Annotated in this window: 21 protein-coding genes; 12 read left to right on the top strand and 9 right to left on the bottom strand. The window is 64.5% G+C overall.

The window, feature by feature from the left end:
• Nucleotides 1–2: 2 nt before the first annotated feature.
• Both GOX53_RS10245 and GOX53_RS10240 read right to left on the bottom strand, forming a co-directional pair.
• Nucleotides 3–620: an SOS response-associated peptidase gene (locus GOX53_RS10245; protein ID WP_171175950.1), complete on the bottom strand. Its 618-nt coding sequence runs from the start codon at nucleotides 618–620 to the stop codon at nucleotides 3–5.
• 13 nt (nucleotides 621–633) lie between these two features.
• Entirely contained in the window at nucleotides 634–1,269 is a 636-nt protein-coding gene (locus tag GOX53_RS10240; protein WP_171175948.1) for an arylesterase, read from the bottom strand.
• 51 nt (nucleotides 1,270–1,320) lie between these two features.
• Here GOX53_RS10240 and GOX53_RS10235 point away from each other — a divergent pair, with 51 nt between their 5' ends.
• Complete coding sequence (locus GOX53_RS10235) at nucleotides 1,321–2,016, top strand: ABC transporter ATP-binding protein (protein WP_171175946.1); 696 nt, start codon at nucleotides 1,321–1,323, stop codon at nucleotides 2,014–2,016.
• On the top strand, nucleotides 2,013–4,541 hold the full coding sequence (locus GOX53_RS10230) for an ABC transporter permease (protein WP_171175944.1): 2,529 nt from the start codon (nucleotides 2,013–2,015) through the stop codon (nucleotides 4,539–4,541). Before GOX53_RS10235 ends, GOX53_RS10230 begins: the two co-directional genes overlap by 4 nt.
• 1 nt (nucleotide 4,542) lies before the next feature.
• Here the strand turns inward: GOX53_RS10230 and GOX53_RS10225 are convergent, their stop codons facing one another.
• Nucleotides 4,543–4,989: an Rrf2 family transcriptional regulator gene (locus GOX53_RS10225; protein ID WP_171175942.1), complete on the bottom strand. Its 447-nt coding sequence runs from the start codon at nucleotides 4,987–4,989 to the stop codon at nucleotides 4,543–4,545.
• Between the two features lie 94 nt (nucleotides 4,990–5,083).
• On the opposite strand from GOX53_RS10225, the gene GOX53_RS10220 reads away from it, so the two are divergent.
• On the top strand, nucleotides 5,084–5,653 hold the full coding sequence (locus GOX53_RS10220) for a gamma-glutamylcyclotransferase family protein (RefSeq protein WP_171175940.1): 570 nt from the start codon (nucleotides 5,084–5,086) through the stop codon (nucleotides 5,651–5,653).
• Between the two features lie 92 nt (nucleotides 5,654–5,745).
• Here the strand turns inward: GOX53_RS10220 and gltX are convergent, their stop codons facing one another.
• Together gltX and GOX53_RS10210 are read right to left on the bottom strand one after the other, a co-directional pair.
• Nucleotides 5,746–7,071 carry a glutamate--tRNA ligase gene (gene gltX, locus GOX53_RS10215; protein ID WP_171175939.1) on the bottom strand — a complete coding sequence of 442 codons (1,326 nt, stop codon included), beginning with the start codon at nucleotides 7,069–7,071 and terminating at the stop codon, nucleotides 5,746–5,748.
• A gap of 121 nt (nucleotides 7,072–7,192) precedes the next feature.
• Nucleotides 7,193–7,621, bottom strand: a complete 429-nt coding sequence (locus GOX53_RS10210; RefSeq protein ID WP_171175937.1) for a DUF1801 domain-containing protein — start codon at nucleotides 7,619–7,621, stop codon at nucleotides 7,193–7,195.
• 118 nt (nucleotides 7,622–7,739) lie between these two features.
• On the opposite strand from GOX53_RS10210, the gene GOX53_RS10205 reads away from it, so the two are divergent.
• Nucleotides 7,740–8,672 (top strand): MBL fold metallo-hydrolase, encoded by a 933-nt coding sequence (locus tag GOX53_RS10205; protein ID WP_171175935.1) that lies wholly within the window; start codon nucleotides 7,740–7,742, stop codon nucleotides 8,670–8,672.
• 6 nt (nucleotides 8,673–8,678) lie between these two features.
• Here GOX53_RS10205 and GOX53_RS10200 read toward each other — a convergent pair whose 3' ends face one another.
• Together GOX53_RS10200 and GOX53_RS10195 are read right to left on the bottom strand one after the other, a co-directional pair.
• Nucleotides 8,679–10,010 carry an FAD-binding oxidoreductase gene (locus GOX53_RS10200; RefSeq protein WP_171175934.1) on the bottom strand — a complete coding sequence of 444 codons (1,332 nt, stop codon included), beginning with the start codon at nucleotides 10,008–10,010 and terminating at the stop codon, nucleotides 8,679–8,681.
• Nucleotides 10,011–10,148: 138 nt separating this feature from the next.
• Complete coding sequence (locus tag GOX53_RS10195; RefSeq protein WP_171175932.1) at nucleotides 10,149–11,807, bottom strand: NAD+ synthase; 1,659 nt, start codon at nucleotides 11,805–11,807, stop codon at nucleotides 10,149–10,151.
• A 157-nt stretch (nucleotides 11,808–11,964) separates the two neighbouring features.
• On the opposite strand from GOX53_RS10195, the gene GOX53_RS10190 reads away from it, so the two are divergent.
• Complete coding sequence (locus GOX53_RS10190) at nucleotides 11,965–13,413, top strand: MORN repeat-containing protein (protein ID WP_171175929.1); 1,449 nt, start codon at nucleotides 11,965–11,967, stop codon at nucleotides 13,411–13,413.
• Nucleotides 13,414–13,489: 76 nt separating this feature from the next.
• On the opposite strand, the gene GOX53_RS10185 is transcribed toward GOX53_RS10190, so the two are convergent.
• Complete coding sequence (locus GOX53_RS10185; protein ID WP_171175927.1) at nucleotides 13,490–14,155, bottom strand: SDR family NAD(P)-dependent oxidoreductase; 666 nt, start codon at nucleotides 14,153–14,155, stop codon at nucleotides 13,490–13,492.
• 306 nt (nucleotides 14,156–14,461) lie between these two features.
• Between GOX53_RS10185 and GOX53_RS10180 the strand changes: the two genes are divergently transcribed.
• Nucleotides 14,462–16,033, top strand: coding sequence for a 2-isopropylmalate synthase (locus GOX53_RS10180; RefSeq protein ID WP_171175925.1), 1,572 nt, complete (start codon nucleotides 14,462–14,464; stop codon nucleotides 16,031–16,033).
• Nucleotides 16,034–16,119: 86 nt separating this feature from the next.
• Here GOX53_RS10180 and GOX53_RS10175 read toward each other — a convergent pair whose 3' ends face one another.
• Nucleotides 16,120–16,905 carry a 23S rRNA (adenine(2030)-N(6))-methyltransferase RlmJ gene (locus GOX53_RS10175; protein WP_171175923.1) on the bottom strand — a complete coding sequence of 262 codons (786 nt, stop codon included), beginning with the start codon at nucleotides 16,903–16,905 and terminating at the stop codon, nucleotides 16,120–16,122.
• Nucleotides 16,906–17,063: 158 nt separating this feature from the next.
• On the opposite strand from GOX53_RS10175, the gene GOX53_RS10170 reads away from it, so the two are divergent.
• From GOX53_RS10170 to GOX53_RS10145, 6 genes are all read left to right on the top strand, one after another.
• On the top strand, nucleotides 17,064–18,110 hold the full coding sequence (locus GOX53_RS10170) for a rod shape-determining protein (protein WP_171175921.1): 1,047 nt from the start codon (nucleotides 17,064–17,066) through the stop codon (nucleotides 18,108–18,110).
• A gap of 61 nt (nucleotides 18,111–18,171) precedes the next feature.
• On the top strand, nucleotides 18,172–19,077 hold the full coding sequence (gene mreC, locus GOX53_RS10165) for a rod shape-determining protein MreC (RefSeq protein ID WP_171175919.1): 906 nt from the start codon (nucleotides 18,172–18,174) through the stop codon (nucleotides 19,075–19,077).
• The gene (locus GOX53_RS10160; RefSeq protein ID WP_171175918.1) at nucleotides 19,070–19,609 is read left to right on the top strand and encodes a rod shape-determining protein MreD; all 540 of its coding nucleotides are present in this window, start codon (nucleotides 19,070–19,072) and stop codon (nucleotides 19,607–19,609) included. Before mreC ends, GOX53_RS10160 begins: the two co-directional genes overlap by 8 nt.
• Entirely contained in the window at nucleotides 19,606–21,552 is a 1,947-nt protein-coding gene (gene mrdA / locus GOX53_RS10155; RefSeq protein ID WP_171175916.1) for a penicillin-binding protein 2, read from the top strand. The genes GOX53_RS10160 and mrdA overlap by 4 nt, the downstream gene beginning before the upstream one ends.
• Entirely contained in the window at nucleotides 21,549–22,688 is a 1,140-nt protein-coding gene (rodA, locus tag GOX53_RS10150; RefSeq protein WP_171175914.1) for a rod shape-determining protein RodA, read from the top strand. Before mrdA ends, rodA begins: the two co-directional genes overlap by 4 nt.
• 19 nt (nucleotides 22,689–22,707) lie before the next feature.
• The gene (locus GOX53_RS10145) at nucleotides 22,708–23,640 is read left to right on the top strand and encodes a glyoxylate/hydroxypyruvate reductase A (RefSeq protein ID WP_171175912.1); all 933 of its coding nucleotides are present in this window, start codon (nucleotides 22,708–22,710) and stop codon (nucleotides 23,638–23,640) included.
• The last annotated feature ends 104 nt before the right edge of the window (nucleotides 23,641–23,744 follow it).

Below are 23,744 nucleotides of genomic sequence, written 5' to 3'. Positions count from 1 at the left end.
GGTCAGGCCGCCGACCAGTCCACATCCGAAGCCTCTTCGATGGCCAGCCGTCCCTCGGGCCAGGGTTGGGTCAGCGCCTTTGCCTCTTCTTCGTCTCCTGAGAGCCAGGTCTGCACGTCCTCCGGTTCCAGAATGACGCCCATCCGGTGATGGATGGGGCGCACCTCGGCGTTGGGTTCGCAAGTGACGGCAGCGATCTGGTGCACGCTTGTCCCACCCGGCGCCTGCCAGCAGTCGGTGATCGCGGCAAAGAGCAGCAGCCCGCCATTGGTCGGCGCAATCCGCCACGCGGTCTTGCGGCGTTTCTCACCGGTCCATTCGTACCAGCCGTCGACCGGGATCACCGCCCGCCCGACCCCTTCGAAGGCGGATTTGTCGAACACGGTTTCCGAACGTGCGTTGATGATCGTCTCCATCACCGGGCGCCCGCGCGCATTGACCCGGCCCACCGGAATCATGCCCCAGCGCATGCGCGTCAGGCCATCGGCGGTCAGGGTCACGATTTCCTGCCCTGGTTGGATGTTTTGGCGTGGCGGTTCTTCGGCCAGATCACCCACCGGTGTGCCAAGCGCCTCCGCCACCTGCGTCATCGGCGTGGTCAGAAAGAAACGGCCCGGCATGATCTTATCCCTCTCACTCGGCGGCGCGGTCCACCAGTTCCAGAACATGTGGCCCCAGCGCAGCCACGATCCGCGCCACGCCCTCGGCATTGGGATGTATCCCGTCGGATTGCATCAGCGCCCGCGCCGCCTGCGGATCGCCGTCCACGTCGAGACCGGCAAAGAAACTCTCAGCATAAAGCGCCCCATGCGCCTCGGCCAGTTCGGGGTACATGGCGTCAAACGCCTCCTTGTAGTCGGGGCCGTAATTCCCCGGTGCCTCCATACCCACCAACAGAACCTCGACCCCAGTCGTGTCGGCAGCGGTCAGGATCTGGTCCAGATTGGCGCGCGACACTGCCGGGTCGATCCCGCGCAGCAGGTCGTTGCCGCCCAGCGCCACGATCATGCCCTGCACATCCGGCGTCAGGGTCCAGCCGACGCGCGCCGCGCCGCCTGCCGTGGTGTCGCCGGAAACGCCGGCATTGATCAGCCGCACCTCGGCGCCGTTTTCCGTCAGCCAGCCGCGCATCTGGGGCACGAAGCCTTCCTGCTCGATCAGGCCATACCCTTGGGTCAGCGAATCCCCCAGCGCGGCGATCACCACCGGCTCGGCCGTTGCCGCAAAGCCGCACAAGGCGAAAACGCCCGCGATCAACACCTTGCGCATATCGCGATCGGCTCCATATCCATTCGAACAACCCTTCCCAAGGACCCGGCCATGTCAGACCCCGTGCTTACCCTCCAAGATGCCGCTTTGTCGCTGGATGGCAATGCCGGGCGTGTCGACATCCTGCACGGCATCTCGCTGACGGTAAACCGGGGAGAGACGCTGGGCCTGATCGGGCCGTCGGGATCGGGCAAATCCTCGCTGCTGATGCTGATGGGCGGGCTGGAGCAGGCTACCGGCGGCACCATCACCGCGCTGGGCCAGGACCTGACCCGGCTGGATGAGGACACACTGGCGCGGTTCCGGCGCGACAATATGGGAGTGGTGTTTCAGAGTTTTCATCTGATCCCCACCATGACGGCGCTGGAAAATGTCGCCACGCCACTGGAACTGGCCGGCCACCGCGACGCCTTTGCCCGGGCCGAGGCCGAGCTGGAGGCCGTGGGGCTCTCGCACCGCGCCGGACACTATCCGGCGCAATTGTCAGGCGGTGAGCAGCAGCGGGTGGCGCTGGCCCGCGCCTCGGCTCCGCGCCCGCAGATCCTGCTGGCGGATGAACCCACCGGCAATCTGGACGAGGCCAATGGCGCGGCGATCATCGACCTGCTGTTCGGTCTGCGCGACCGGCACGGCGCGACGCTGGTGCTGGTAACCCACAGCCACGAGCTGTCCCGCCGATGCGACCGGGTGATCCGGCTGCGCGATGGCCGCATCGCCGAGAACACCAGCCGCGAGGCCGCCGAATGAGCTTGCGTCTGGCCGCCCGCTTTGCCCGGCGCGAGCTGCGCGGGGGCTTGGGCGGCTTCCGTATCTTCCTTGCCTGTCTTGCGCTGGGCGTGGCTGCCATCGCCGCCGTGGGCTCGGTACGCTCGGCCATCGAGGCCGGTCTGGCGCAGGAGGGCGCGGCCCTGCTGGGCGGGGATGCGGAGATGGAATTCACCTACCGCTTCGCCTCGGAGGCCGAACAGTCGTGGATGGAGGATACTGCGCAGGCGGTCTCCGAGATCGTAGATTTCCGCTCCATGGCCGTGGTCGATCGCGATGGCCAGACCGAGCGCGGCCTGACGCAGGTCAAGGCGGTGGACAGCGCCTATCCGCTGATCGGTGCGGTGGCGCTTAGCCCCGAGATGCCGCTGGACCGGGCGCTGGCCGGGCGTGCCGGGCTGCCCGGCGCGGTGATGGAGCGGGTTCTGATCGACCGGCTGGGCCTCGCCCCGGGCGAGCAATTCCGGTTGGGCACGCAGGATTTCGTGCTGATGGCCGCCCTGACGCACGAACCCGATGGCGCTGCGGATGGCTTCGGCCTCGGCCCCCGCACGCTGGTTCTAACTGATGATCTGTCCGAGTCCGGCCTGCTGGCCCCCGGCACGCTCTTCTCGACCAAATACCGGCTGGATCTGCCCGAGGGCACCGATCTGGCCACAACCGCGCGCGATGCCCGGCAGAAGTTTCGCGATTCCGGCCTGCGCTGGACCGATGCCCGCAACGGTGCGCCGGGGATCGCGGAATTCGTGGAGCGCCTCGGCGCCTTTCTGATCCTCGTGGGTCTTTCGGGCCTCGCGGTGGGCGGCGTCGGTGTCTCGGCAGCGGTGCGGGCCTATCTGGCGGGCAAGACCGGCACCATCGCCACGCTGCGCACATTGGGTGCGGACCGGGCCACGATCTTTCAGACCTATTTCCTGCAAATCGGCATCCTGTCCGGCCTCGGCATCCTGATCGGCCTTGCCCTGGGCGGCTTCGCCCCTGTCCTGCTCGCGCCCCTGATCGAGGCGCGCCTGCCGGTGCCTGCGGAGTTCTCGCTCTACCCCGGCCCGCTGGCCGAGGCGGCGGTCTATGGCCTGCTCACCGCGTTTCTCTTCACCCTTTGGCCGCTGGCCCGCACCGAAGAGGTGCGCGCGGCCACTCTGTTCCGCGACGCGCTGACCTCGGCCAGGCTGCTGCCCCGTCCGCGCTACCTGCTCGCGGTGGGGATCGGCCTGTTCCTGCTGGTCGGTCTGGCCGCCTATTTCAGCGGCTCGGCACGGCTGACCCTGTGGACCACCGGAGGGTTGGCCGGCGCGCTGGTCCTGCTCACCATCTCCGCCTTGGCCATCCGCGCGCTGGCCCGTGCGGGCACGCCCCGAGCACGCGGCAGACCTGCGTTCCGCTGGGCGCTGGCCGCGATTTCCGGCCCGCGCGAGGGCGCGGCATCGGTCGTGCTGTCGTTGGGCCTCGGCCTGTCGGTGCTGGCGGCCGTCGGACAGATCGACGGTAACCTGCGCAATGCGATCTCCGGCAACCTGCCGGATGTGGCACCGTCCTATTTCTTCGTTGATATCCAGAAAGACCAGATGGACGGGTTCTCAGCCCGGCTCGATGCCGACCCCGCTGTCAGCCGCGTGGACAGCGCGCCGATGCTGCGTGGCATCATCACCCAGATCAACGGCAAACCCGCACGCGAGATCGCGGGAGATCACTGGGTCATCCAGGGTGACCGGGGCGTGACCTATTCCGCCGCCATGCCCGACAACACTCGCCTGACCGAAGGCGAATGGTGGCCCGAGGACTATTCCGGCCCGCCGCTGGTCAGCTTTGCCGCCGAAGAGGCCGAGGAAATGGGCCTGAAGCTGGGCGACACCTTGACCGTCAACATCCTGGGCCGCGACATCACCGCCGAGATCGCCTCCTTCCGCGAGGTCGATTTCTCGACCGCCGGAATAGGCTTCATCCTGTCGATGAACCCCTCCGCACTGGCCGGGGCGCCGCACAGTTTCATCGCAACCGTTTATGCCGAGGAACAGGCCGAGGCCGTCATCCTGCGCGATCTGGCCAGCCAGTTCCCCAACATCACCGCGATTCGCGTGCGTGACGCCATCGACCGGGTGTCCGGAGTGCTGGCCGGGCTGGCCGCCGCCGTCTCCTACGGCGCGGGGGCGTCGCTGCTGACCGGGTTTCTGGTTCTGATCGGCGCGGCTGCTGCGGGAGAGGCCGCGCGCAGTTACGAGGCGGCGATCCTGAAAACGCTTGGCGCCGCGCGCCGCCGCATTCTGCTCAGCTTTGCCCTGCGCGCCGCACTTCTGGGTGCGGCGGCGGGGATCGTGGCGCTGGCCGCAGGCATCCTCGGCGGCTGGGCCGTGGCGACTTACGTGCTGGAAACCGGCTTTGCGGTGATCTGGCCCTCGGCGCTAGGCATCGTCACGGCGGGCATCGTCACGACGCTCGCCGCCGGGTTACTCTTCGCCTGGCGTCCGCTTGCGGCGCGCCCGGCCCACATTCTGCGCGCCCGCGAATGACCTAGCGGGTGCAGGCCACCGGCTGCAATATCCTGAGCAGGCTGGCATTGTCGCACACCAGTGCATCCAGCGTGATCTCATCCAGCGATGCATAGAAGGCCTGAGCTGCATCCTGCAATGCCACCCGCAGGCGGCAGGCCTTGGTCAGCGGACAAGTGTTGTCGGCATCCGCGAAACACTCGGCCAGCGGCAATCCACCTTCGACATGGCGAAACACCTCGCCGATGCGGATCTGCTCGGCGGATTTTGCCAGACACATCCCCCCGTTCCGGCCGCGCTGGGTGTTGAGGTAGTTGAGCTGGCTCAACTGATTGATCACCTGCGCCAGATGGTTTTCCGAAATGTTGCACACTTCGGCGATCTCGGATTTCGTGACCAACCGGTCCTGATGCGCGGCGCAATACATCAGAAGACGGACAGCGATATTCGTCCTTTTGGTGATGCGCATGAGCGTTCTCTCCACTTTCACGATGGGGCCTTATTGCATGGCGGTGAAAAAAACGGTTTGACATACATCAATTGCAACGAGGATGGCGGCACGGATGGCAGACCCCTATTTCTTTGGCTACGGCAGCCTGGTGAACCTCGCCACCCACGATTTTCCCGACCCGCGCCCGGCCACTCTGAAAGGATGGCGGCGTGCCTGGCGGCACACCGACCTGCGCCCCGTCGCGTTTTTGACCGCGATCCGGGATGAGGCCTGCGAGATCGAGGGCATGATCGCCCATGTGCCGAAAAACGACTGGGCGGCGCTGGATGAACGGGAATGGGCCTATGACCGGGTACCTGCCACCGACGCGGTGACCCACCCGCTGACCCATGAGGTGGAAATCGCGGTCTACGCCGTCCCGGATCATCGCAACGGTGCGCCGAATGGACAGCACCCGATCCTGCTCAGCTATATCGACGTGGTGGTGCAGGGCTATCTGCGCGCCTTCGGATCAGACGGGGTGGACCGCTTCTTTGCCACCACCGAAGGATGGGACGCGCCCATCCTCAACGACCGGGCCGAACCCCGCTATCCAAGGCATCAGCAACTCAAGCTGGAAGAAACCGCGCTGGTGGATGATCGCCTCGCCGCCATCGCGGCAAGTATCGTCGAACCCGCCTGACGCAAAAAGGGCAGGCCCTTGCGCAGCCCGCCCTCTTCATCTTTTCAAAAAATACTCTCGCCGAAGGCACGTGCCCAATGGGCACGTATCCCTCACCCCCGCGCCCGGATCACCTGCAGGAGGGGCATCAGCGCCGCCATCTCCGGCCCCCGCTCCATGCCTGTCAGCGCCTTGCGCAGCGGCATGAACAGGCCCTTGCCCTTGCGACCCGTGGCCTCTTTCACAGCCTTGGTCCATGTACCCCAGGTGTCGCCATCGAACTGGCCCTCGGGCAGCAGTTCCATCGCCTGTGCGATGAAGTCACGGTCTTCTTCGTCGATCAGCGGCTCGGCGCCGTCGCGGCAGAGGTCCCACCAGCCGGCAAGGTCGTTCAGCGTGGTGATGTTCTCGCGCGCCATCAGCCAGAACGGTTCAGCCAGTTCCGCCGGAACGCCTGCCTCGGCCACCGCACCGCTCACGGCGTCCAAAGGCAGGGATTGCAGATGCCTAGCGGTTAGCGGGAACAGGTCCTGCACGTCAAACTTGGTCGGGGCCGCGCCAAACCGGGAGACATCGAAACCGTCGATCAGCTCGGCCATCTCGGCCCTCAGTTCGACCGGATCGGACGAGCCCAGCCGCGCCATCAGGCTCAGCAGCGCCATTGGCTGCACACCCTGCTCACGCAGATCGCGCAGGGCCAACGTGCCCAACCGCTTGGACAGCGCCTCGCCCTGTGGGCCTGTTAGCAGCGAATGATGCGCAAAGCGCGGGCAGGTACCGCCCAGTGCCTCGATGATCTGGATCTGGGTTGCGGTGTTGGTCACGTGGTCCGAACCCCGCACCACATCGGTCACGCCCATCTCGGTGTCGTCCACCACGGAGGCAATCGTGTAGAGAACCTGTCCGTCTCCCCGGATCAGCACCGGGTCGGATACCGAAGCCGCATCGATCGAAATGTCGCCCAGAATACCGTCCGTCCACTCGATCCGCTCGTGGTTTAGCTTGAACCGCCAGACGCCATCGCCACGTTCGGCGCGCAGGGCGTCCTTTTCGGCTTCGGACAGGTTCAGCGCAGCGCGGTCATAGACCGGCGGCTTGCCCATGTTCAGCTGTTTCTTGCGCTTGAGGTCCAGCTCGGTCGGCGTCTCGAACGCCTCATAAAACCGCCCCATTTCGCGCAACTTGTCGGCGGCCTCGGCATAGCGGTCCAGCCGCTCGGATTGCCGTTCCACACGGTCCCAATGCAGGCCCAGCCACTCCAGATCCTGCTTGATGGCGTCGACATATTCCTCTTTCGAGCGCTCGGGGTCGGTGTCGTCGATGCGCAAGATGAAACTGCCGCCGGCCTTGCGGGCAATAAGGTAATTCATCAGCGCGGTGCGCAGGTTGCCCACGTGAATGTAGCCGGTGGGCGACGGGGCAAAACGGGTGGTGGTCATGGGTATCTCCTGTTGCCGCGTGCTCTGTCACATGGGGCGCGCTTTGTCCAGCGGATGGCGGGGATACGCGCCGGGACGGCGCGTGCCTCCGGCGGGAGTATTTGGAAAAAGATGAAGGGGGTCAGGTCGGCTGAACTCGCCAGTAGGTTTTGAGGTCCCTCAGACCCGCGCGGACTAGGTCGGCGAGCGCGTCCATGTCGATATCGGCCAGCTTGTTCACATAGAGGCAAGATTTGCCGATCTTGTGTTTGCCGAGCCGGGCCAGGATATCACCGAAATCCGCGTAACCGGGCATGATGTAGATCGAATGGGCGGACTTGCGGGGTGAGAAGCCGGTGGCCAGGAAATCCCCCTCGCGCCCCGATTTGTAGCGGTAGCGGTATTGGCCGTAACCGATGATCGAAGGACCCCACATCAGCGGCTGAAATCCAGTTACCTCGCGGAACAGCGCATCGAGTTTCCGGGCATCGGCGGCCTTGTTGGCCGGTTCGACGCTGTCGATGAAGGCACCCACATCGGCGCCGGTGGGGACGGTCTTGTTGTTGCTCATGGCCGTCAGTCTACCCGCTCTGCGCCTAGCTGCACAGGCGGCTGCTCGCTGGTGCGCATGGTCGGTGCCGGTCTGCGCCCTAGTTCATCTCAAAAGCCGTCCAACAAGGAGAGAAGCCATGACCCTCACCCTGACCCGCCGCGCCGCATTGGGCGGGGCCGCCGCCCTGCCTCTGGCCGCCGCCGCAACTCCGATCCTGGCCGCTGGCCATGGCGGCAAGGCCGAGGCACCGATTGCCCATACTTTCAAGCTGGGCGACATGTCCGTGACCACCTTGCTGGACGGCAGCGCCATGCGCGAAGGGCCGAAAGAGATGTTCGGGGCCTCCGCCTCGGACGAGGAATTCGCGCAGGTTTCGGCCGAAAACTTCATTCCTGCCGATACACTCCAGTTCTACTTCACCCCGACGGTGATCGACACCGGCGGCGAGCTGGTGCTGTTCGACACCGGTCTGGGCCAGGGCGGCATCGGCAAGGCGCTGGATGCGGCGGGGGTTAGCCCCGACGCGATAGACGTGGTGGTGATCACTCACATGCATCCCGACCATATCGGCGGGATGATGACTGACGGGGCGCCGACATTCCCGAATGCCCGCTACGTGACCGCTTCGGCCGAATACAATTTCTGGTCCAAGATGGAGGCCGGCAACCGCGTCGGCGACATGGTCGCCAATCTGGTCACACCGCTGGCCGAGAAGATGAAGTTCATCGACGACGGCGCCAGCGTGGCGCCGGGTGTGACTTCGGTGGCCAGCTTCGGTCACACGCCGGGGCACATGTGCTTCATGCTGGAAAGCGGCGGGCGGCAGTTGCTGCTGACGGCGGATTTGGCGAACCACTATGTGTGGAGCTTTGCGCGCCCCGACTGGGCGTTCAGTTTCGACGCCTCGCCCGAGGATGCCGCCGCCTCGCGCCGCAAGGTGCTGGGGATGCTGGCCGCCGACAAGATCCCGATGATCGGTTACCACATGCCCTTCCCGGCCGCCGGATATGTCGAAACCCGCGGCGACGGATTCCGCTATGTGCCGGTGAGCTATCAGTTGATGGGGTGAGACCGGCTAAAAGCCCGCATCGGGGCGCACCCGCGTCCCGTCGGTGAAACGCGACAGGCGGAAGTCTGTGGGATCGGCGCAGGGCGTCGTTCCCGTCACCAGATCGGCCATCAGGCGCCCGGCGCCGGGACCGATGCCGAAACCGTGACCCGAGAAGCCGGTGGCGATGTGCAGGCCCGGCAGGTCCTCGACCGGCGAGATCACCGGGATGGCATCGGGGGTCACGTCGATCATGCCCGCCCAACTCTGCACGATCTCGGCCTTGTCCAGCGCCGGAAAGGCCTTGCGCGCATCCGCCCAGGCCTGACGCAGCACCCGGGCCGAGGGCTCGGGGTCGAGTGTCCGGCAATGTTCGAACGGGGTCACATCGGTCGGCACCCACTGGCGGTCCTGCCGCATTTCCTCGGCCCAGCGGCCAGATAGCCGGAACCGGAGCGAGCGCCATTCCTGCGCGAAGGCAGGCAGGAACCGGCGGGCCAGGCGGAAACTGTCGGGCACGATATCGACGACATTCCCGGTTCCCGAGGCGACAGTGTAACCGCCATCGGCGCGTTTCCGGATCGCGAACCGCTCCGACCAGAGGGCGGCCTCGGGCCCGTCCTCGACCGGCGAGGTGCGCATGACCGTGTTCAGAACCTTGAGCTGCGGCAGAAAGATGCCCGCATTGCCCGCAAAGAGCCGCGACCAGGCGCCGCCGGCCAAAACCACCTGATCACAGGTCACACGCCCGCGTTCGGTCACCACTCCAGCCACCCTACCCGCCTCGACATCCACGCTGCGTACGGCGCAATTGGTCATGATGAAGGCACCACGGTCGCGCGCGCCCTCGGCAATGGCGGGCGCGGCCCATTGCGGCTCGGCCCGGCCGTCCTTGGGGGTGTAGAGCGCGCCCGGCAGAGACATGGCGTGTCCCCGCAGTAGCGCGTCCATTTCGGCGCCGGATACCATGCGCGTGCCGGTCTGCAACCCGTCCACATGCTGCGCCCAACGTTCCAGATTGTCATGTGACCGCTTTCCGGAGGCGCCAAACAGGATGCCGGACTGCGTGTAGCCGGTCTGGCGCCCGATGCGGTCCTCCAGCCCCTCCCACTGTCGGATCGCCTCCATCATCAGCGGAATTTCCCGGGGATCGCGCATGCCCAGCCGGACCCAGCCCCAGTTGCGCGAGCTTTGCTCGCCACCGATCTCACCCTTCTCGCACAGCAGGACGGATACGCCCCGGTCAGCCAGTTCCAGCGCGGTAGATGTACCGATGATACCCCCGCCGATGATAACGACATCCACCTGCTTGGGCAGGGTCAGATCGGACTCGACAGGGTTCGGTTTCGGACCCGGCATATTTGTTTCGCCATCAATTGCCTCTCCCTAGCGTTGATGTCGCTCTTTGCCGGAAGTGGAAAGCGAATTTGACGGCGGCTGCGCGGTTGGCGGCAGATTGTGGCACCTGCGCCATCCCCTGCCGACAACCAACATGCCTCAGCCGGGGTCGCGCCAGCAGTTGACGATGGGATAGCGCCGGTCCAGCCAGAAGGCACGTGGTGTCAGGCGGGTGCCGGGCGCGGACTGGAAGCGTTTGTACTCGCTGATAAAGAGAAGATGCTCGACCCGCTTGGCGGTTTTCTCATCGAATCCGGCGGCCACGCAATCGGCAATCGAGCCGTCCTGATCCACCAGAATGTCCAGAATGGCATCCAACTCGGGGTAGTCCGGCAGGCTATCGCTGTCTTTCTGGTCCTCGCGCAGTTCGGCGCTGGGGGGTTTGTCGATGATCGAGGGACGGATCACCTCGCCCGCCGGGCCCATCATCCAGTCGCGGTGATTGGCGTTGCGCCAGCGGCAGGTTTCGAAAACGCGGGTTTTGTACAGGTCCTTGATCGGATTGTACCCACCGTTCATGTCGCCATAAATGGTGGCGTAGCCTACCGCGATCTCGGATTTGTTGCCGGTGGTCAGCAACATCTCACCGAACTTGTTCGACAGCGCCATCAGCAGCAACCCGCGCAGGCGGGACTGGATGTTTTCCTCGGTGATGTCCTCGGCCAGCCCCTCGAACAACTGCGCCAGCGTGTTTGTCACCGCCGCGCGGCTTTCGCTGATCGGCACATAGTCGTAGCGAACGCCAAGCGCCTCGGCGACAGCCTCGGCATCGTCCAGCGAGGACTGGCTGGTGTATTCCGATGGCAACATCACACAGCGCACGTTGTCCGCACCGAGCGCATCCACCGCAATCGTCGCGACCAACGCTGAGTCGACGCCCCCCGACAGGCCCAGCAGCACCTTTTTGAACCCGGTCTTGGCCAGGTAGTCGCGCAGCGACTCGACCATGGCGCGATAATCCTGCTCCCACTCATCGGGCTGCGGCACGATCTCGGCGGGCACGATGCGCCAGCCGGCATCGCCGCGGGCGAGATCCAGGTGAGTGATTGCCTCATCAAAGACCGGCATCCGAAACGCAAGTTCTCCACCCGGGTTCAACCCGAATGTGGCGCCGTCGAACACCTGATCGTCCTGCCCGCCCACCATGTTCAGATAGATCAGCGGCAGGCCGGTCTCGACCACGCGCGACACCATGTGGTTCAGCCGCACATCGTACTTGTTGCGGAAATACGGCGAGCCATTGGGGATGAGCAGGAACTCGGCCCCGGTCTCTTCCAGCGTCTCCGACACATCCTCGTGCCAGCTGTCCTCGCAGATCGGGCTGCCGACACGGGTGTTGCCCACCGAGTAAGGCCCGCCCAGAGGGCCCGCGTCAAAGATGCGGACCTCGTCGAACACGGTCTCATTCGGCAGATGATGTTTCAGCACCTTGCTGGCGATCTTGCCGCCCTTGAGAATCAGATAGGCGTTGTAAAGCCTGTCGTCTTCGACCCATGGCCCGCCGATGGCCAGCGCGGGACCCTCTGCGCAATCTTCCGCCAACGCCTGAACTGCGGCGATGGCCGCCGAATGAAAGACGGGTTTCATCACCAGATCCTGGGTGTTGTAGCCGGTGATGAACATCTCGGGCAGCGCCACCAGATCGGCGCCTGCGTCGCGGCCTTCTTCCCACGCCTTGCGCGCCTTGCCTGCATTGCCGGCCAGATCGCCGACAATCGGATTCAGCTGCGCCAGCGTGATGCGGAAACGGTCGGCCATTTTGCCCTCTTGCCCTCGTCAGTCCTCAAGCCATTTACCAGATCACGCCCCGAGGAAAAGATAAATGCGGCAAAAGACGTTGCTCCGCCCCCGGCGGTGGCCTAATTTTGTGCTGCCGAGCAGAGTAGTGATTGAAACAGAGCAGACAGGGGCAGCCATGAAAACGATCCATAGAACGATCACGGTTGCAGCCTTGGTGACGACTGCAGGACCCGCCTTTGCGCAAGAAGGGCAGATCCTGACCACCGAGGATGAGATTGGCGGCATATACGAGGGTACCTTTCGCGGCGGGTTGCAGCATGGCACCGGCACCTATCGGCTGCCCAATGGCTACGAGTACACCGGCGAATGGGTCGAAGGAGAGATCCGTGGGCGCGGCGTGGCCCGTTTCCCCAACGGCTCGGTCTATGAGGGCGAGTTTGTCAAAGGCAAGCCCGAGGGCGTCGGCAAGATCACCTTTGCCGATGGCGGCACTTACGAGGGCGAATGGTCCGGCGGGGTCATCAACGGCACCGGCATCGCCGTCTATGCCAATGGCGTGCGGTACGAGGGCGGCTTCAGCAACGCCCAGCACCACGGCAAGGGCGTGATGCAGAGCCCCGGCGGCTACGTCTACGACGGCGACTGGGTGGATGGTCAGAAAGAGGGCAAGGGCAAGATCACCTATCCCGACGGCGCAATCTACGAAGGCGAGATCCTGGCCGGGCAGCGCCACGGCGAGGGCTCGTTGACCCTGCCGGACGGGCTGGCCTATGTGGGCACCTGGGCCGATGGCCAGATCAACGGGGTCGGACGGCTGACCCAGGCCAACGGCGACGTCTACGAGGGTGAACTGGTGGCCGGACGGCGCGAGGGCATGGGCAAGGTGACCTATGCGAATGGCGATGTGTACGAAGGCGCGTTCTCGGACGATCGTCGCCACGGCAAGGGCACCTTCATCGGCACCGACGGTTACCTCTATACCGGCGACTGGGTGTCGGGCCAGATCGACGGGCTGGGCGAGGTCACCTATCCCGACGGGTCGATCTATGTGGGCGACCTGCGCAGCGATCTGGCCGACGGCAAGGGCAAGATCACCTATCCCGACGGCTCGACCTATGAGGGCGACTGGGTGGCCGGCGTGATCGAGGGCGAAGGCACCTCAACCTATCCCAACGGCATCGTCTACAAGGGCCAGTTCAAGAATGCTCGCAACCACGGCAAGGGCGTGATGACCTATGCCAACGGCTATCGCTATGATGGGGAGTGGCAGGATGGCGTGCGGCAGGGACAGGGCAAGGCGACCTATCCCGATGGCTCGGTCTATACGGGGCAATTCGTGGGCGGCCAACGGCAGGGTCAGGGCGAGATCGTGATGGCCGACGGGTTCAAATACTCAGGTGAATGGAACGAAGGCAAGATCAGCGGCTACGGTACTGCGACCTATGCCAATGGCGATGTCTATGAGGGCAATTTCCTAGATGGCAAACGGCAGGGTGAAGGCACCATGCGCTACGCCACCGGGCAAGAGGAAAAAGGCGTCTGGGACAAGGGCGCGCTGACCAAGGGTGACACAGCGCCTGCCGCGGTGGATGAGCCCCCGGAACCCGTGCCGTCGGACGGTTGAAGCGGAACGGTCAAGCCCGGGTTGTCTATCACAACGCCATAGCGCGGAGGTTCGTCAGTCGGCATTAAACACCGGTTTACCAAGGCACGGACTTTCCGGCCCAATCGAAGAACCCGCCGCTATCCTTGGGGCTTAGCCCGTCGATAACCGCAAGCAGGTTTTGCGCGGCGGTTTCAGGCGTCACCGCGGGATGCCGTCCCAGATATTTGCGGGTGAATTCGGTCGCCACGGTCCCGGGGTGCAGGCTGACGCAAACCGCCTGGCTGTGCGTGCGCGCCAGTTCGATTGATGCGGTGCGCACGATCTGGTTCACCGCAGCCTTTGACGCCCGGTAACTGACCCAGCCGCCGAGGCGGTTGTCACCGATGGAGCCGACACGCGCCGAAAGAACCGCAATCACGGACCGCCGGTCGCGCGGCAGCAACCGATGGACGCGCCGCAACACCAGCGCGGGTCCCACGGCATTCAGCGCAAATTGATCCATCATTGCCCGCGCATCGACGGCGCGGATGGTCTTTTCCGGTTCGGCCCTGTTGATCTCCAATGCGCCCGTAGCCACAACGATCAGATCAAATGGCCCTTCGATTGTTTCCATTGCACGCTCAACCGCTGCCGGGTCCGTCAGGTCCATTCCATCGACCGAGCGCGACAGTTCCCGGACGGCGTCCCCGCGCGCTCGCAGCGCGGCCACAATGGCCCGTCCGATCCCGCCGGAAGCCCCTATTACCAAAGCCTTATTCATGCCCATCCAGCCAGTGACCAAGCCCCGCGTTCAGATGATAGGCCGTTCTTCTTTCACAGCAATTCCCGCGCGCAATCCCGGTTCTAGATCCCGGGCAATTTCGCTCTTTCCATTCCCGAACGCGGCTGTATAAACTCATCCCCATGATCAACCACGCAGATATCCTCTTTGCCGACGCCCTCCGTGGCGCGTCGCTGCGTGGCCTACTGATCCTAATCCGCCTCTGAGCGTGCCATCCGGCGCGCCCGCTCAGAGGAGGACGCCTGCGCGCCATATGGCTTTAGGACAGACAAGAAAGACACCGACATGACCAATGCGACCGACCAAGACCGCGTCTTGATCTTCGATACCACGCTCCGCGATGGCGAACAGAGCCCCGGCGCCACCATGACCCATGACGAAAAGCTCGAGATCGCCGAGTTGCTCGACGAGATGGGCGTCGACATCATCGAGGCCGGGTTCCCCATCGCCTCCGAGGGTGATTTCAAGGCGGTAACCGAGATCGCCCAGCGCTCGAAAAACAGCCGCATCTGCGGTCTGGCGCGCGCCAATCTCGCCGATATCGACCGCTGCTGGGAGGCGGTGAAGCACGCGGGGAAGAACCGCATTCACACCTTCATCGGCACTTCGCCGCTGCACCGCGCCATTCCGAACCTGACCATGGACGAGATGGCCGATAAGATCCATGAAACGGTGAGCCACGCCCGCAACCTGTGCGAAAACGTGCAGTGGTCGCCGATGGACGCGACGCGGACCGAGTGGGACTACCTGTGCCGCGTGATCGAGATTGCCATCAAGGCGGGGGCGACCACGATCAACATTCCCGACACCGTGGGCTACACCGCTCCGGTGGAAAGCGCCGATCTGATCAAACGGCTGATCGAAACCGTGCCCGGCGCCGATGAGGTGGTTTTCGCGACCCACTGCCACAACGACCTCGGCATGGCGACCGCCAACGCGCTGGCCGCTGTTGCAGGCGGTGCGCGCCAGATCGAATGCACGATCAACGGTCTGGGCGAACGCGCCGGCAACACCGCGCTGGAAGAGGTGGTGATGGCGCTCAAGACCCGCAACGACATCATGCCGTGGCACACTGGTGTCGACACCACCCGGATCATGCATATCTCGCGACGGGTCGCGACGGTGTCGGGTTTTCCGGTCCAGTTCAACAAGGCCATCGTCGGCAAGAACGCCTTTGCCCATGAAAGCGGTATCCACCAGGACGGGATGCTGAAGAACCGCGAAAATTTCGAGATCATGCGGCCCGAGGATATCGGCCTCTCCGGCACCTCCCTGCCCTTGGGTAAGCATTCGGGTCGCGCAGCACTGCGCGACAAGCTGAACAATCTCGGCTATGAGGTGGGCGACAACCAGCTCAAGGACATCTTTGTCCGCTTCAAGGAGTTGGCGGACCGCAAAAAGGAAGTGTTCGACGACGACATCATCGCGCTGATGCATTCGGGCGGCGATGATGAGGACCATCTGCAACTGGTGTCGATGAAGGTCGTCTGCGGCACCGGCGGCCCGGCGGAATCGACGGTTGAGATGGAGATCGACGGCAAGGACGTCAGCGCCACCGAGAACGGAGACGGGCCGGTCGATGCAACCTTCCGCGCGATCCGCGCGCTCTATCCCACCGACGCACATCTGCAGCTCTATCAGGTGCACGCGGTGACCGAGGGCACCGACGCGCAGGCCACCGTCTCGGTACGGCTGGAAGAGGACGGCATGATCGCAACCGGCCAGTCAGCCAACACCGACACCGTGGTCGCCTCAGCCAAGGCCTATATCAACGCGCTGAACCGCCTGATCGTGCGCCGGGAAAAGGCCGGCCCGGGCGCCGACGCGCGCGAGATCAGCTACAAGGACCTGACCTGAGAGGTCCCCGGCGCTCCGGTCTCACCGGGGCGCCCAAGGCGTTTTGCAAACGCCTTGGGCGGTTTCCAAACCGCTTCCGCGCCCGGTTACAACCGTGCAAACAACGCGTCCAACCGGGCGGCTTCCTCCTCGACGCCAAAAGGCGGGTTGACGATGAACATGCCCGAGCCCACCATCCGATGCCCCTCCCGCGCGGCCGGAAACTGCACCTCGTGGCAGAGCGCCTTGGACAGCTGCTGCTGTTTCAGCGCCTTGACCATCCCTTTGTGACGCCCGTCGGTCAGGATCGGATACCACAGCGCGATCACGCCCACGTTCCATTTCCTGTGCAGCCGCGCGACGATCCCCGGCAGGCGGTCGTAGTCGGCTTTTACCTCATAGCTCGGGTCGATCAGCAGCATGCCGCGCCGGGGGCTCGGCGGCAGCAGTGACTGCGCCAGTTCGAACCCGTCCTTACGATACGCCTTGGCCTTGTAGGACTTCAGCGCGTCGGTCAGGCCCGCATATTCCTGCGGGTGCAACTCGGCAAAGTGCAGCGTGTCCGTCTCGCGCAGCAGGTTGGCCGCAATCAGAGGCGAGCCGGGATAGGCCGTCTGGCCATACTGCGCACGGGTGCGCTCGATGGCGAGGCTCAGCGGGTGATCCGAGCCAAACCATGTTTCACGCTCGGCCCGCCCGATGCCTGCCGCTGCCTCGCCGGTCTTGATCACCTCGCTGGCGTCGAGATGGTATAGGCCCCGTCCCGCATGGGTCTCGACATAGCTCAGCGGCTTGTCCTTGCGCGTCAGATAGGCAAGCACCCACGCCAGCAGCGCATGCTTTTGCACGTCCGCCAGATTTCCCGCGTGGTAAATATGTTGATATGAGAGCATGTTGCCTTTTACTGTCCTGACGTCATGGGGCGGATTAGCGCTGACATGCGTGGAATCGGGCCTTTAACCGCACGGCTTCGCGCCCTATAAGTCATCCGTCCCAGGCCCGTCGAGTCGTGGGTAATAGAAAAAACACTTGAGAAGCAGGATCACAAGGCATGGGGATCTTTGGCAATCTGGGCGGCCTGTTCACGTCGGACATGGCGATTGACCTCGGGACGGCGAATACGCTGGTCTACGTCAAGGGTCGTGGCGTGATCCTCTCTGAGCCGTCGGTGGTAGCCTACCACGTCAAGGACGGCGTCAAGAAGGTGCTGGCCGTGGGCGAGGATGCCAAGCTGATGCTGGGCCGGACCCCGGGTTCCATCGAAGCGATCCGCCCGATGCGCGAAGGCGTGATTGCCGATTTCGACACCGCCGAAGAAATGATCAAGCATTTCATCCGCAAGGTGCACAAACGCTCGACCTTCTCCAAGCCCAAGATCATCGTCTGCGTGCCGCATGGCGCGACCCCGGTGGAAAAGCGCGCGATCCGTCAGTCGGTTCTGTCCGCGGGCGCCCGCCGCGCCGGGCTGATCGCGGAACCCATCGCAGCCGCCATAGGTGCCGGCATGCCGATCACCGATCCGACCGGTAACATGGTCGTCGATATCGGCGGCGGCACCACCGAGGTGGCCGTCCTGTCGCTGGGCGACATCGTCTATGCCCGCTCGGTCCGCGTTGGTGGTGACCGGATGGACGAGGCGATCATCTCATATCTGCGCCGCCAGCAGAACCTGCTGGTGGGCGAATCCACCGCCGAGCGTATCAAGACCACCATCGGCACCGCGCGCATGCCCGATGACGGGCGCGGCCAGTCAATGCATATCCGGGGCCGTGACCTGCTCAATGGCGTACCCAAAGAGATCGAGATCAGCCAGGCGCAGGTGGCCGAGGCGCTGGCCGAGCCGGTGCAGCAGATCTGCGAGGCGGTGATGACCGCGCTGGAGACAACTCCGCCCGATCTGGCCGCCGATATCGTGGACCGGGGCGTTATGCTGACCGGCGGCGGCGCGCTGCTGGGCGATCTGGATCTGGCGCTGCGTGAGCAGACCGGGCTGGCCGTGTCGATTGCCGACGAAAGCCTGAACTGCGTCGCACTGGGCACTGGCAAGGCGCTGGAATATGAAAAGCAGCTGCGCCACGCGATTGACTACGACAGCTAAGGCGCGCACCCTTTAGCGCACGGGTCAAAGGAACGGCGCATACCGCACCGGAAGGAGCCCTGTGGCAAACGACCGATCACAGCGCGAGGATTATACCGCCCCCCTGCGCCGTCTGCTTCTGGGGGTCGTCCTGTTGTGCCTGCTGGGGATCTTTCTGGTCTGGCGGATCGACAGCCCCAGGGTGGAACGGTTCCGCGCGCAGGTGGTGGACAAGGTGGTGCCCTCGATGGACTGGGCGATGGTTCCGGTCACCGCGACCGTCAACCTGATCCGCGATTTCCAGAGCTATCAGCGCCTGAGCGAGCAAAACCGCGAGCTGCGCAGCGAGCTGCGCCAGATGCGCGCCTGGAAAGAGGCCGCGCTGCAGCTTGAGCAGGAGAACGCCCGCCTGCTGGACCTCAACAACGTGCGCCTCGACCCGCGCCTGACCTATGTGACCGGTGTGGTGATGGCCGACAGTGGTTCACCCTTTCGGCAGTCGGTGCTGCTGAACGTGGGCGCGCGGGACGGGATCGTGGATGGCTGGGCAACGATGGACGGGATCGGGGTCGTTGGCCGGATCTCGGGCGTGGGTCAGAACACCTCGCGGGTGATCCTGCTGACCGATGCCAGCAGCGCCATCCCGGCGACGATCCAGCCCTCGGGCCAGACCGCGCTGGTGGCTGGTGACAACACCGCCGCCCCAGCCATCGATTTTCTGGAAAACCGTGAACTGGTTCGACCCGGTGACCGGGTGATCACCTCGGGCGATGGCGGCGTGTTTCCCGCCGGGCTGCTGATCGGACAGGTGGCACAGGACCCGGGCGGGCGGCTGCGGGTCAGGCTGTCGGCGGATTACGAGCGGCTGGAGTTCCTGCGCGTGCTGCGCCATCACGGCACCGCGCCGATCACCGATCCGGGCAGTTTGGTCACCCCCGACGGCCCGGTGACGATCAATCAGAGGCAAGAGGAGGCGGCGGATGGATAGCCTGTCGCTTTCGCGCGTATGGATGATGCGGGCGCTCTATCTGTGGCTGGCGTTGCTGATCCTGTTCTTCCACCTGCTGCCGCTGAACACCCTGCCCAGCCGCTGGGCCCCGCCGGATCTGCTGATCGCGCTGACCTTTGCCTGGGTTGTGCGGCGCCCGGACTATGTGCCGACGCTCAGCGTGGCAGTGGTTATGCTGGTCGCCGATCTGCTGCTGCAGCGCCCGCCGGGCCTGTTGGCGGCGCTGGTCGTGGGCGCGCGCGCCTACCTGAAACCCACCTCAGCCGGGGGACGCGAGGTTGGGTTTCTGAGCGAATGGGCTACCGTGAGTTTCGTTCTGGTCGCGATTGCCGTGCTGAACCGGCTGATCCTTGGTATCACCGCCGTCGAACAGGCGCCGCTCTGGCTGGCCGTTATCCAGCTGGTGCTGACCATCGCGGTCTACCCGCTGGTGGCGTGGCTCAGCCAGACGATCTGCGGCGTGCGTAAACTGGCACCCTCGGACGCGGACGCATTGGGAGGACGGGCATGAAACGCCATCCCAAGGAACTCGGGCGTATTCACCGCCGCTTCAGCCGCCGGGCGCTGGTGCTGGGCGGGTTGCAGGCGGGGTTTGTCGGCACGCTGGCGATGCGGATGCGTTACATGCAGGTGGATCAGGCCGATCAGTTTCGCCTGCTGGCCGAGGAAAACCGGATCAACATTCGCCTGATCCCACCCACTCGTGGCGAGATCTACGATCGCAATGGCCAGATCATCGGGCGCAACATCCCCTCGTACCGTATCGTCATCGTGCGCGAGGACGCTGGCGATGTGGAGAAGGTCATCGCCAACCTGTCGCAGCTCATCCCGCTCAGCGAGGAAGAACTGGAGCGCGCCCGAACCGAGATGCGCCGCTCGGCACCGTTCCTGCCGGTGACGCTGGCCGATCAGGTGACGTGGGAAGACATCTCGAAGGTCGCCGTCAACGCTCCCGCCCTGCCCGGCATCACGCCCGAGGTGGGCTCGACCCGGGTCTATCCCCAGTATGAGGATTTTGCCCATGTGGTGGGCTATGTCGGCCCGGTCAGCGACTATGACCTGAGCCAGATGACCGACCCCGAACCTGTACTGCACATCCCACGGTTCCAGATCGGCAAGGTGGGGCTTGAGGCCAAGCAAGAGGGCGAGTTGCGCGGAAAGGCCGGGGCCAAGCGGGTCGAGGTTAACGCCACTGGCCGCATCATGCGCGAGTTGGACCGGCAGGAAGGTCAGGCTGGGGCCGATCTGCAACTTTCGATGGACGCAGACCTGCAACAATATGTACAGGCCCGCCTTGGCGGAGAAAGTGCCGCCGCCGTTGTCCTCGATTGCGAGACCGGCGATCTGCGGGCGATCTGCTCGTCGCCCAGCTTTGACCCGAACCTCTTCGTGCGCGGTATCTCGGTCGCCGACTACCGCGCGCTGACCGAGGACAATTATCGCCCGCTGGCCAACAAGACGGTGCAGGGCACCTATCCACCTGGCTCGACCTTCAAGATGATCACCGCCATGGCCGCGCTTGAGGCGGGCACGGTCGGACCCGGAGAAACCGTCTATTGCCCCGGCTTCCTCAAGGTGGGCAGTCGCCGCTTCCACTGCTGGAAGCGCGGCGGGCACGGGTATGTGGACCTGCTGAACTCGCTCAAGCGCAGCTGCGACGTCTACTATTACGATCAGGCGCTCAAGGTGGGGATCGACAAGATCTCGGACATGGCGCGGATGTTCGGGCTGGGGGTCAAACACGACCTGCCGATGTCCGCCGTGGCCGAAGGGCTGGCACCGAACCGGGACTGGAAATTGCGGGTACATGACGAGGAGTGGCTGGTGGGCGACACCGCCAATGCCTCGATCGGTCAGGGCTTCATGCTGGCCTCGCCGTTGCAACTGGCGGTGATGGCGGCGCGGATCGCCACCGGGCGCGAGGTCTCGCCGCGGCTGGTGAAATCGGTCAACGGGATCGAGCAACCCTCGGGCGCCGGGGAAGAGCTGCCGATCAACAAGAACAACCTGCGGCAGTTGCGCAAGGCGATGTATGCGGTCTCGAACGACCGGCGCGGCACTGCCTATCGCAGCCGGATCATCGCCGAAGGTTACCGTATGGCGGGCAAGACCGGCACCAGCCAGGTCCGCAACATCACCGCTGCCGAACGCGCGGCGGGCGTGATCCGCAACGAGGACCTGCCGTGGGAGCGCCGCGACCACGCGCTGTTCGTGTGCTTTGCCCCCTACGACAATCCGAAATACGCGGTCTCGGTGGTGGTCGAGCATGGTGGCGGCGGCTCCAAGGCTGCCGCGCCGGTCGCCCGGGACGTCATGTTGCAGGCGCTCTATGGCGGCACCCCACCGCTTGAGGCCTATCCCGCTGGCGACCGCGAGCGCATCAAGGCGCAGCAGCAACGGCTGGAACGCGATCAGCGGCCCAAGGCGCGCCCCGGAGAGAAGGACCGGGCATGAGCTATCTTGAGTACACGGTCAAATCGACGCCATCGGGATACCGCAAGCTGTTCCACATGAACTGGCCGCTGACGCTGTTGCTGATCAGCGTGGCGGGCGTCGGGTTCCTGATGCTCTATTCGGTGGCCGGGGGCTCGTTCACTCCTTGGGCCGAGCCGCAGATCGAGCGCTTTGGCATGGGGCTGGTCGCCATGTTCGTGGTGGCGATGGTACCGATCTGGTTCTGGCGCAACATGTCGACCCTGGCCTATCTGCTGGGCATCGCCCTGCTGATCGTCGTCGCCCAGTTCGGGGAAGAGGGCAAGGGCGCGCAACGCTGGATCAACCTTGGCTTCATGCGGTTACAACCGTCTGAAGTGATGAAGATTTCCGTGGTGATGATGCTGGCGGCCTATTACGACTGGCTGCCTGAAAACCGCACCTCACGCCCGCTTTGGGTTCTGCTACCGGTCATCCTGATCCTGCTGCCCACGGCGCTGGTTCTGAAACAGCCCGATCTTGGAACCTCGCTGCTGATCATGATGGCGGGTGGTGGTGTGATGTTTCTGGCCGGTGTTCACTGGGCCTATTTCGCCGCCGTGATCGCCGCCGGGATGGGTCTGCTTACCGCTGTGTTCAAAAGCCGGGGCACCGATTGGCAGTTGCTGAAGGACTACCAGTACCGGCGCATCGACACCTTCCTCGACCCCTCCACCGACCCGCTGGGCGCGGGCTATCACATCACCCAGTCCAAGATCGCTTTGGGCTCGGGCGGCTGGAACGGGCGTGGCTTCATGCAGGGCACCCAGTCACGGCTGAACTTCCTGCCCGAGAAACACACCGATTTCATCTTCACCACACTGGCCGAAGAGTTCGGCTTCGTCGGTGGCTTTTCCCTGCTGGTGCTCTATTCGCTGATCCTGATCTTTTGCCTCTTCACCGCGCTGGCCACCAAGGACCGGTTCTCGTCGCTGGTGACGCTGGGCATATCGCTCAATTTCTTCCTGTTCTTTGCCGTGAACATGTCCATGGTCATGGGGCTTGCTCCGGTGGTGGGCGTGCCGCTGCCGATGGTCAGCTATGGCGGCTCGGCCATGCTGGTGCTGATGGCGGCCTTCGGCATCGTACAGAGCGCCCATATCCACCGTCCCCGATAGTCCCGCGAGAGGTCCCGCAATGCCCGTGAATGTGCTGTTCTCTGCGCGCGCCGCTCTGTGGCCAGTCTATGAACCGCTGCTCACCCGCTATCTGACCGAGGCCGGGCTGGACTTTTCGCTCGGCATCGAGTTCGCGCCCGGCGAGGTCGACTACGTTGTCTACGCCCCCAATGGCGGCTTGCGCGATTTCACCCCCTATACCCGGCTCAAAGCGGTGCTCAGCCTCTGGGCCGGGATCGAGAGCATTGCGGACAACGAAACCCTGACCGTACCTCTGGCACGTATGGTGGATCACGGGCTGACACAAGGAATGACCGAATGGGTGGTGGGTCATGTGCTGCGCTACCACCTCGGCATGGACGCCCATATCCACGGGCTGAACGGCGAGTGGCGTCAGGACGTGCCGCCGCTGGCATCCGAACGGAGTGTGACCGTGTTGGGCCTCGGCGCATTGGGCGAAGCCTCTGCCCGCGCGCTGGCGGCGCTGAATTTCAACGTAGCCGGCTGGAGCCGGTCACCGAAGGGCATTACTGGCGTGACCTGCCTGCATGGTGCGGATGGGCTGGTGCGAGCTTTGTCGAATGCCGACATAGTCGTGCTGTTGCTGCCCGACACGTCCGCCACCGAGAACACGCTCAATGCCGAAACCCTGGCTTTGCTGCCCAAGGGCGCCCGGATCATCAACCCCGGGCGCGGCCCGCTGATCGACGATGACGCGCTGCTCACCGCCCTGAACGCAGGCCAGATCGACCATGCCACGCTCGACGTGTTCCGCACCGAGCCCCTGCCCGCCGATCACCCCTACTGGACACACCCGAACGTCACGGTGACCCCGCATATCGCCTCAGAAACCCGCCCTGCAACGGCGGCGCAGGTGATCTGCGAGAACATCCGCCGGGGCGAAGCAGGCGAGCCTTTCCTTCATCTGGTGGATCGCGATCTGGGCTATTGACGCGTCCGGCGGGACCGTCGGATTTGCGTATTTGGGGCAAGAAGAAGCGCAGAGCCGCCTCTTGCTCTTGCTCCAAATATCCCCGCCAGAGGCGCAAACAAGTG

The organism is Ruegeria sp. HKCCD8929 (genome assembly GCF_013031405.1).
Lineage (GTDB): Bacteria > Pseudomonadota > Alphaproteobacteria > Rhodobacterales > Rhodobacteraceae > Ruegeria.
This window is presented reverse-complemented; position numbering and strand designations above follow the sequence as displayed.

What these genes read in the sequence shown, in the direction of transcription:
- GOX53_RS10245 (WP_171175950.1), bottom strand. Translation starts at nt 620, where the DNA reads ATGCCGGGCCGTTTCTTTCTGACCACGCCGATGACGCAGGTGGCGGAG.
- GOX53_RS10240 (WP_171175948.1), bottom strand. Translation starts at nt 1,269, where the DNA reads ATGCGCAAGGTGTTGATCGCGGGCGTTTTCGCCTTGTGCGGCTTTGCG.
- GOX53_RS10235 (WP_171175946.1), top strand. Translation starts at nt 1,321, where the DNA reads ATGTCAGACCCCGTGCTTACCCTCCAAGATGCCGCTTTGTCGCTGGAT.
- GOX53_RS10230 (WP_171175944.1), top strand. Translation starts at nt 2,013, where the DNA reads ATGAGCTTGCGTCTGGCCGCCCGCTTTGCCCGGCGCGAGCTGCGCGGG.
- GOX53_RS10225 (WP_171175942.1), bottom strand. Translation starts at nt 4,989, where the DNA reads ATGCGCATCACCAAAAGGACGAATATCGCTGTCCGTCTTCTGATGTAT.
- GOX53_RS10220 (WP_171175940.1), top strand. Translation starts at nt 5,084, where the DNA reads ATGGCAGACCCCTATTTCTTTGGCTACGGCAGCCTGGTGAACCTCGCC.
- gltX (WP_171175939.1), bottom strand. Translation starts at nt 7,071, where the DNA reads ATGACCACCACCCGTTTTGCCCCGTCGCCCACCGGCTACATTCACGTG.
- GOX53_RS10210 (WP_171175937.1), bottom strand. Translation starts at nt 7,621, where the DNA reads ATGAGCAACAACAAGACCGTCCCCACCGGCGCCGATGTGGGTGCCTTC.
- GOX53_RS10205 (WP_171175935.1), top strand. Translation starts at nt 7,740, where the DNA reads ATGACCCTCACCCTGACCCGCCGCGCCGCATTGGGCGGGGCCGCCGCC.
- GOX53_RS10200 (WP_171175934.1), bottom strand. Translation starts at nt 10,010, where the DNA reads ATGCCGGGTCCGAAACCGAACCCTGTCGAGTCCGATCTGACCCTGCCC.
- GOX53_RS10195 (WP_171175932.1), bottom strand. Translation starts at nt 11,807, where the DNA reads ATGGCCGACCGTTTCCGCATCACGCTGGCGCAGCTGAATCCGATTGTC.
- GOX53_RS10190 (WP_171175929.1), top strand. Translation starts at nt 11,965, where the DNA reads ATGAAAACGATCCATAGAACGATCACGGTTGCAGCCTTGGTGACGACT.
- GOX53_RS10185 (WP_171175927.1), bottom strand. Translation starts at nt 14,155, where the DNA reads ATGAATAAGGCTTTGGTAATAGGGGCTTCCGGCGGGATCGGACGGGCC.
- GOX53_RS10180 (WP_171175925.1), top strand. Translation starts at nt 14,462, where the DNA reads ATGACCAATGCGACCGACCAAGACCGCGTCTTGATCTTCGATACCACG.
- GOX53_RS10175 (WP_171175923.1), bottom strand. Translation starts at nt 16,905, where the DNA reads ATGCTCTCATATCAACATATTTACCACGCGGGAAATCTGGCGGACGTG.
- GOX53_RS10170 (WP_171175921.1), top strand. Translation starts at nt 17,064, where the DNA reads ATGGGGATCTTTGGCAATCTGGGCGGCCTGTTCACGTCGGACATGGCG.
- GOX53_RS10160 (WP_171175918.1), top strand. Translation starts at nt 19,070, where the DNA reads ATGGATAGCCTGTCGCTTTCGCGCGTATGGATGATGCGGGCGCTCTAT.
- mrdA (WP_171175916.1), top strand. Translation starts at nt 19,606, where the DNA reads ATGAAACGCCATCCCAAGGAACTCGGGCGTATTCACCGCCGCTTCAGC.
- rodA (WP_171175914.1), top strand. Translation starts at nt 21,549, where the DNA reads ATGAGCTATCTTGAGTACACGGTCAAATCGACGCCATCGGGATACCGC.
- GOX53_RS10145 (WP_171175912.1), top strand. Translation starts at nt 22,708, where the DNA reads ATGCCCGTGAATGTGCTGTTCTCTGCGCGCGCCGCTCTGTGGCCAGTC.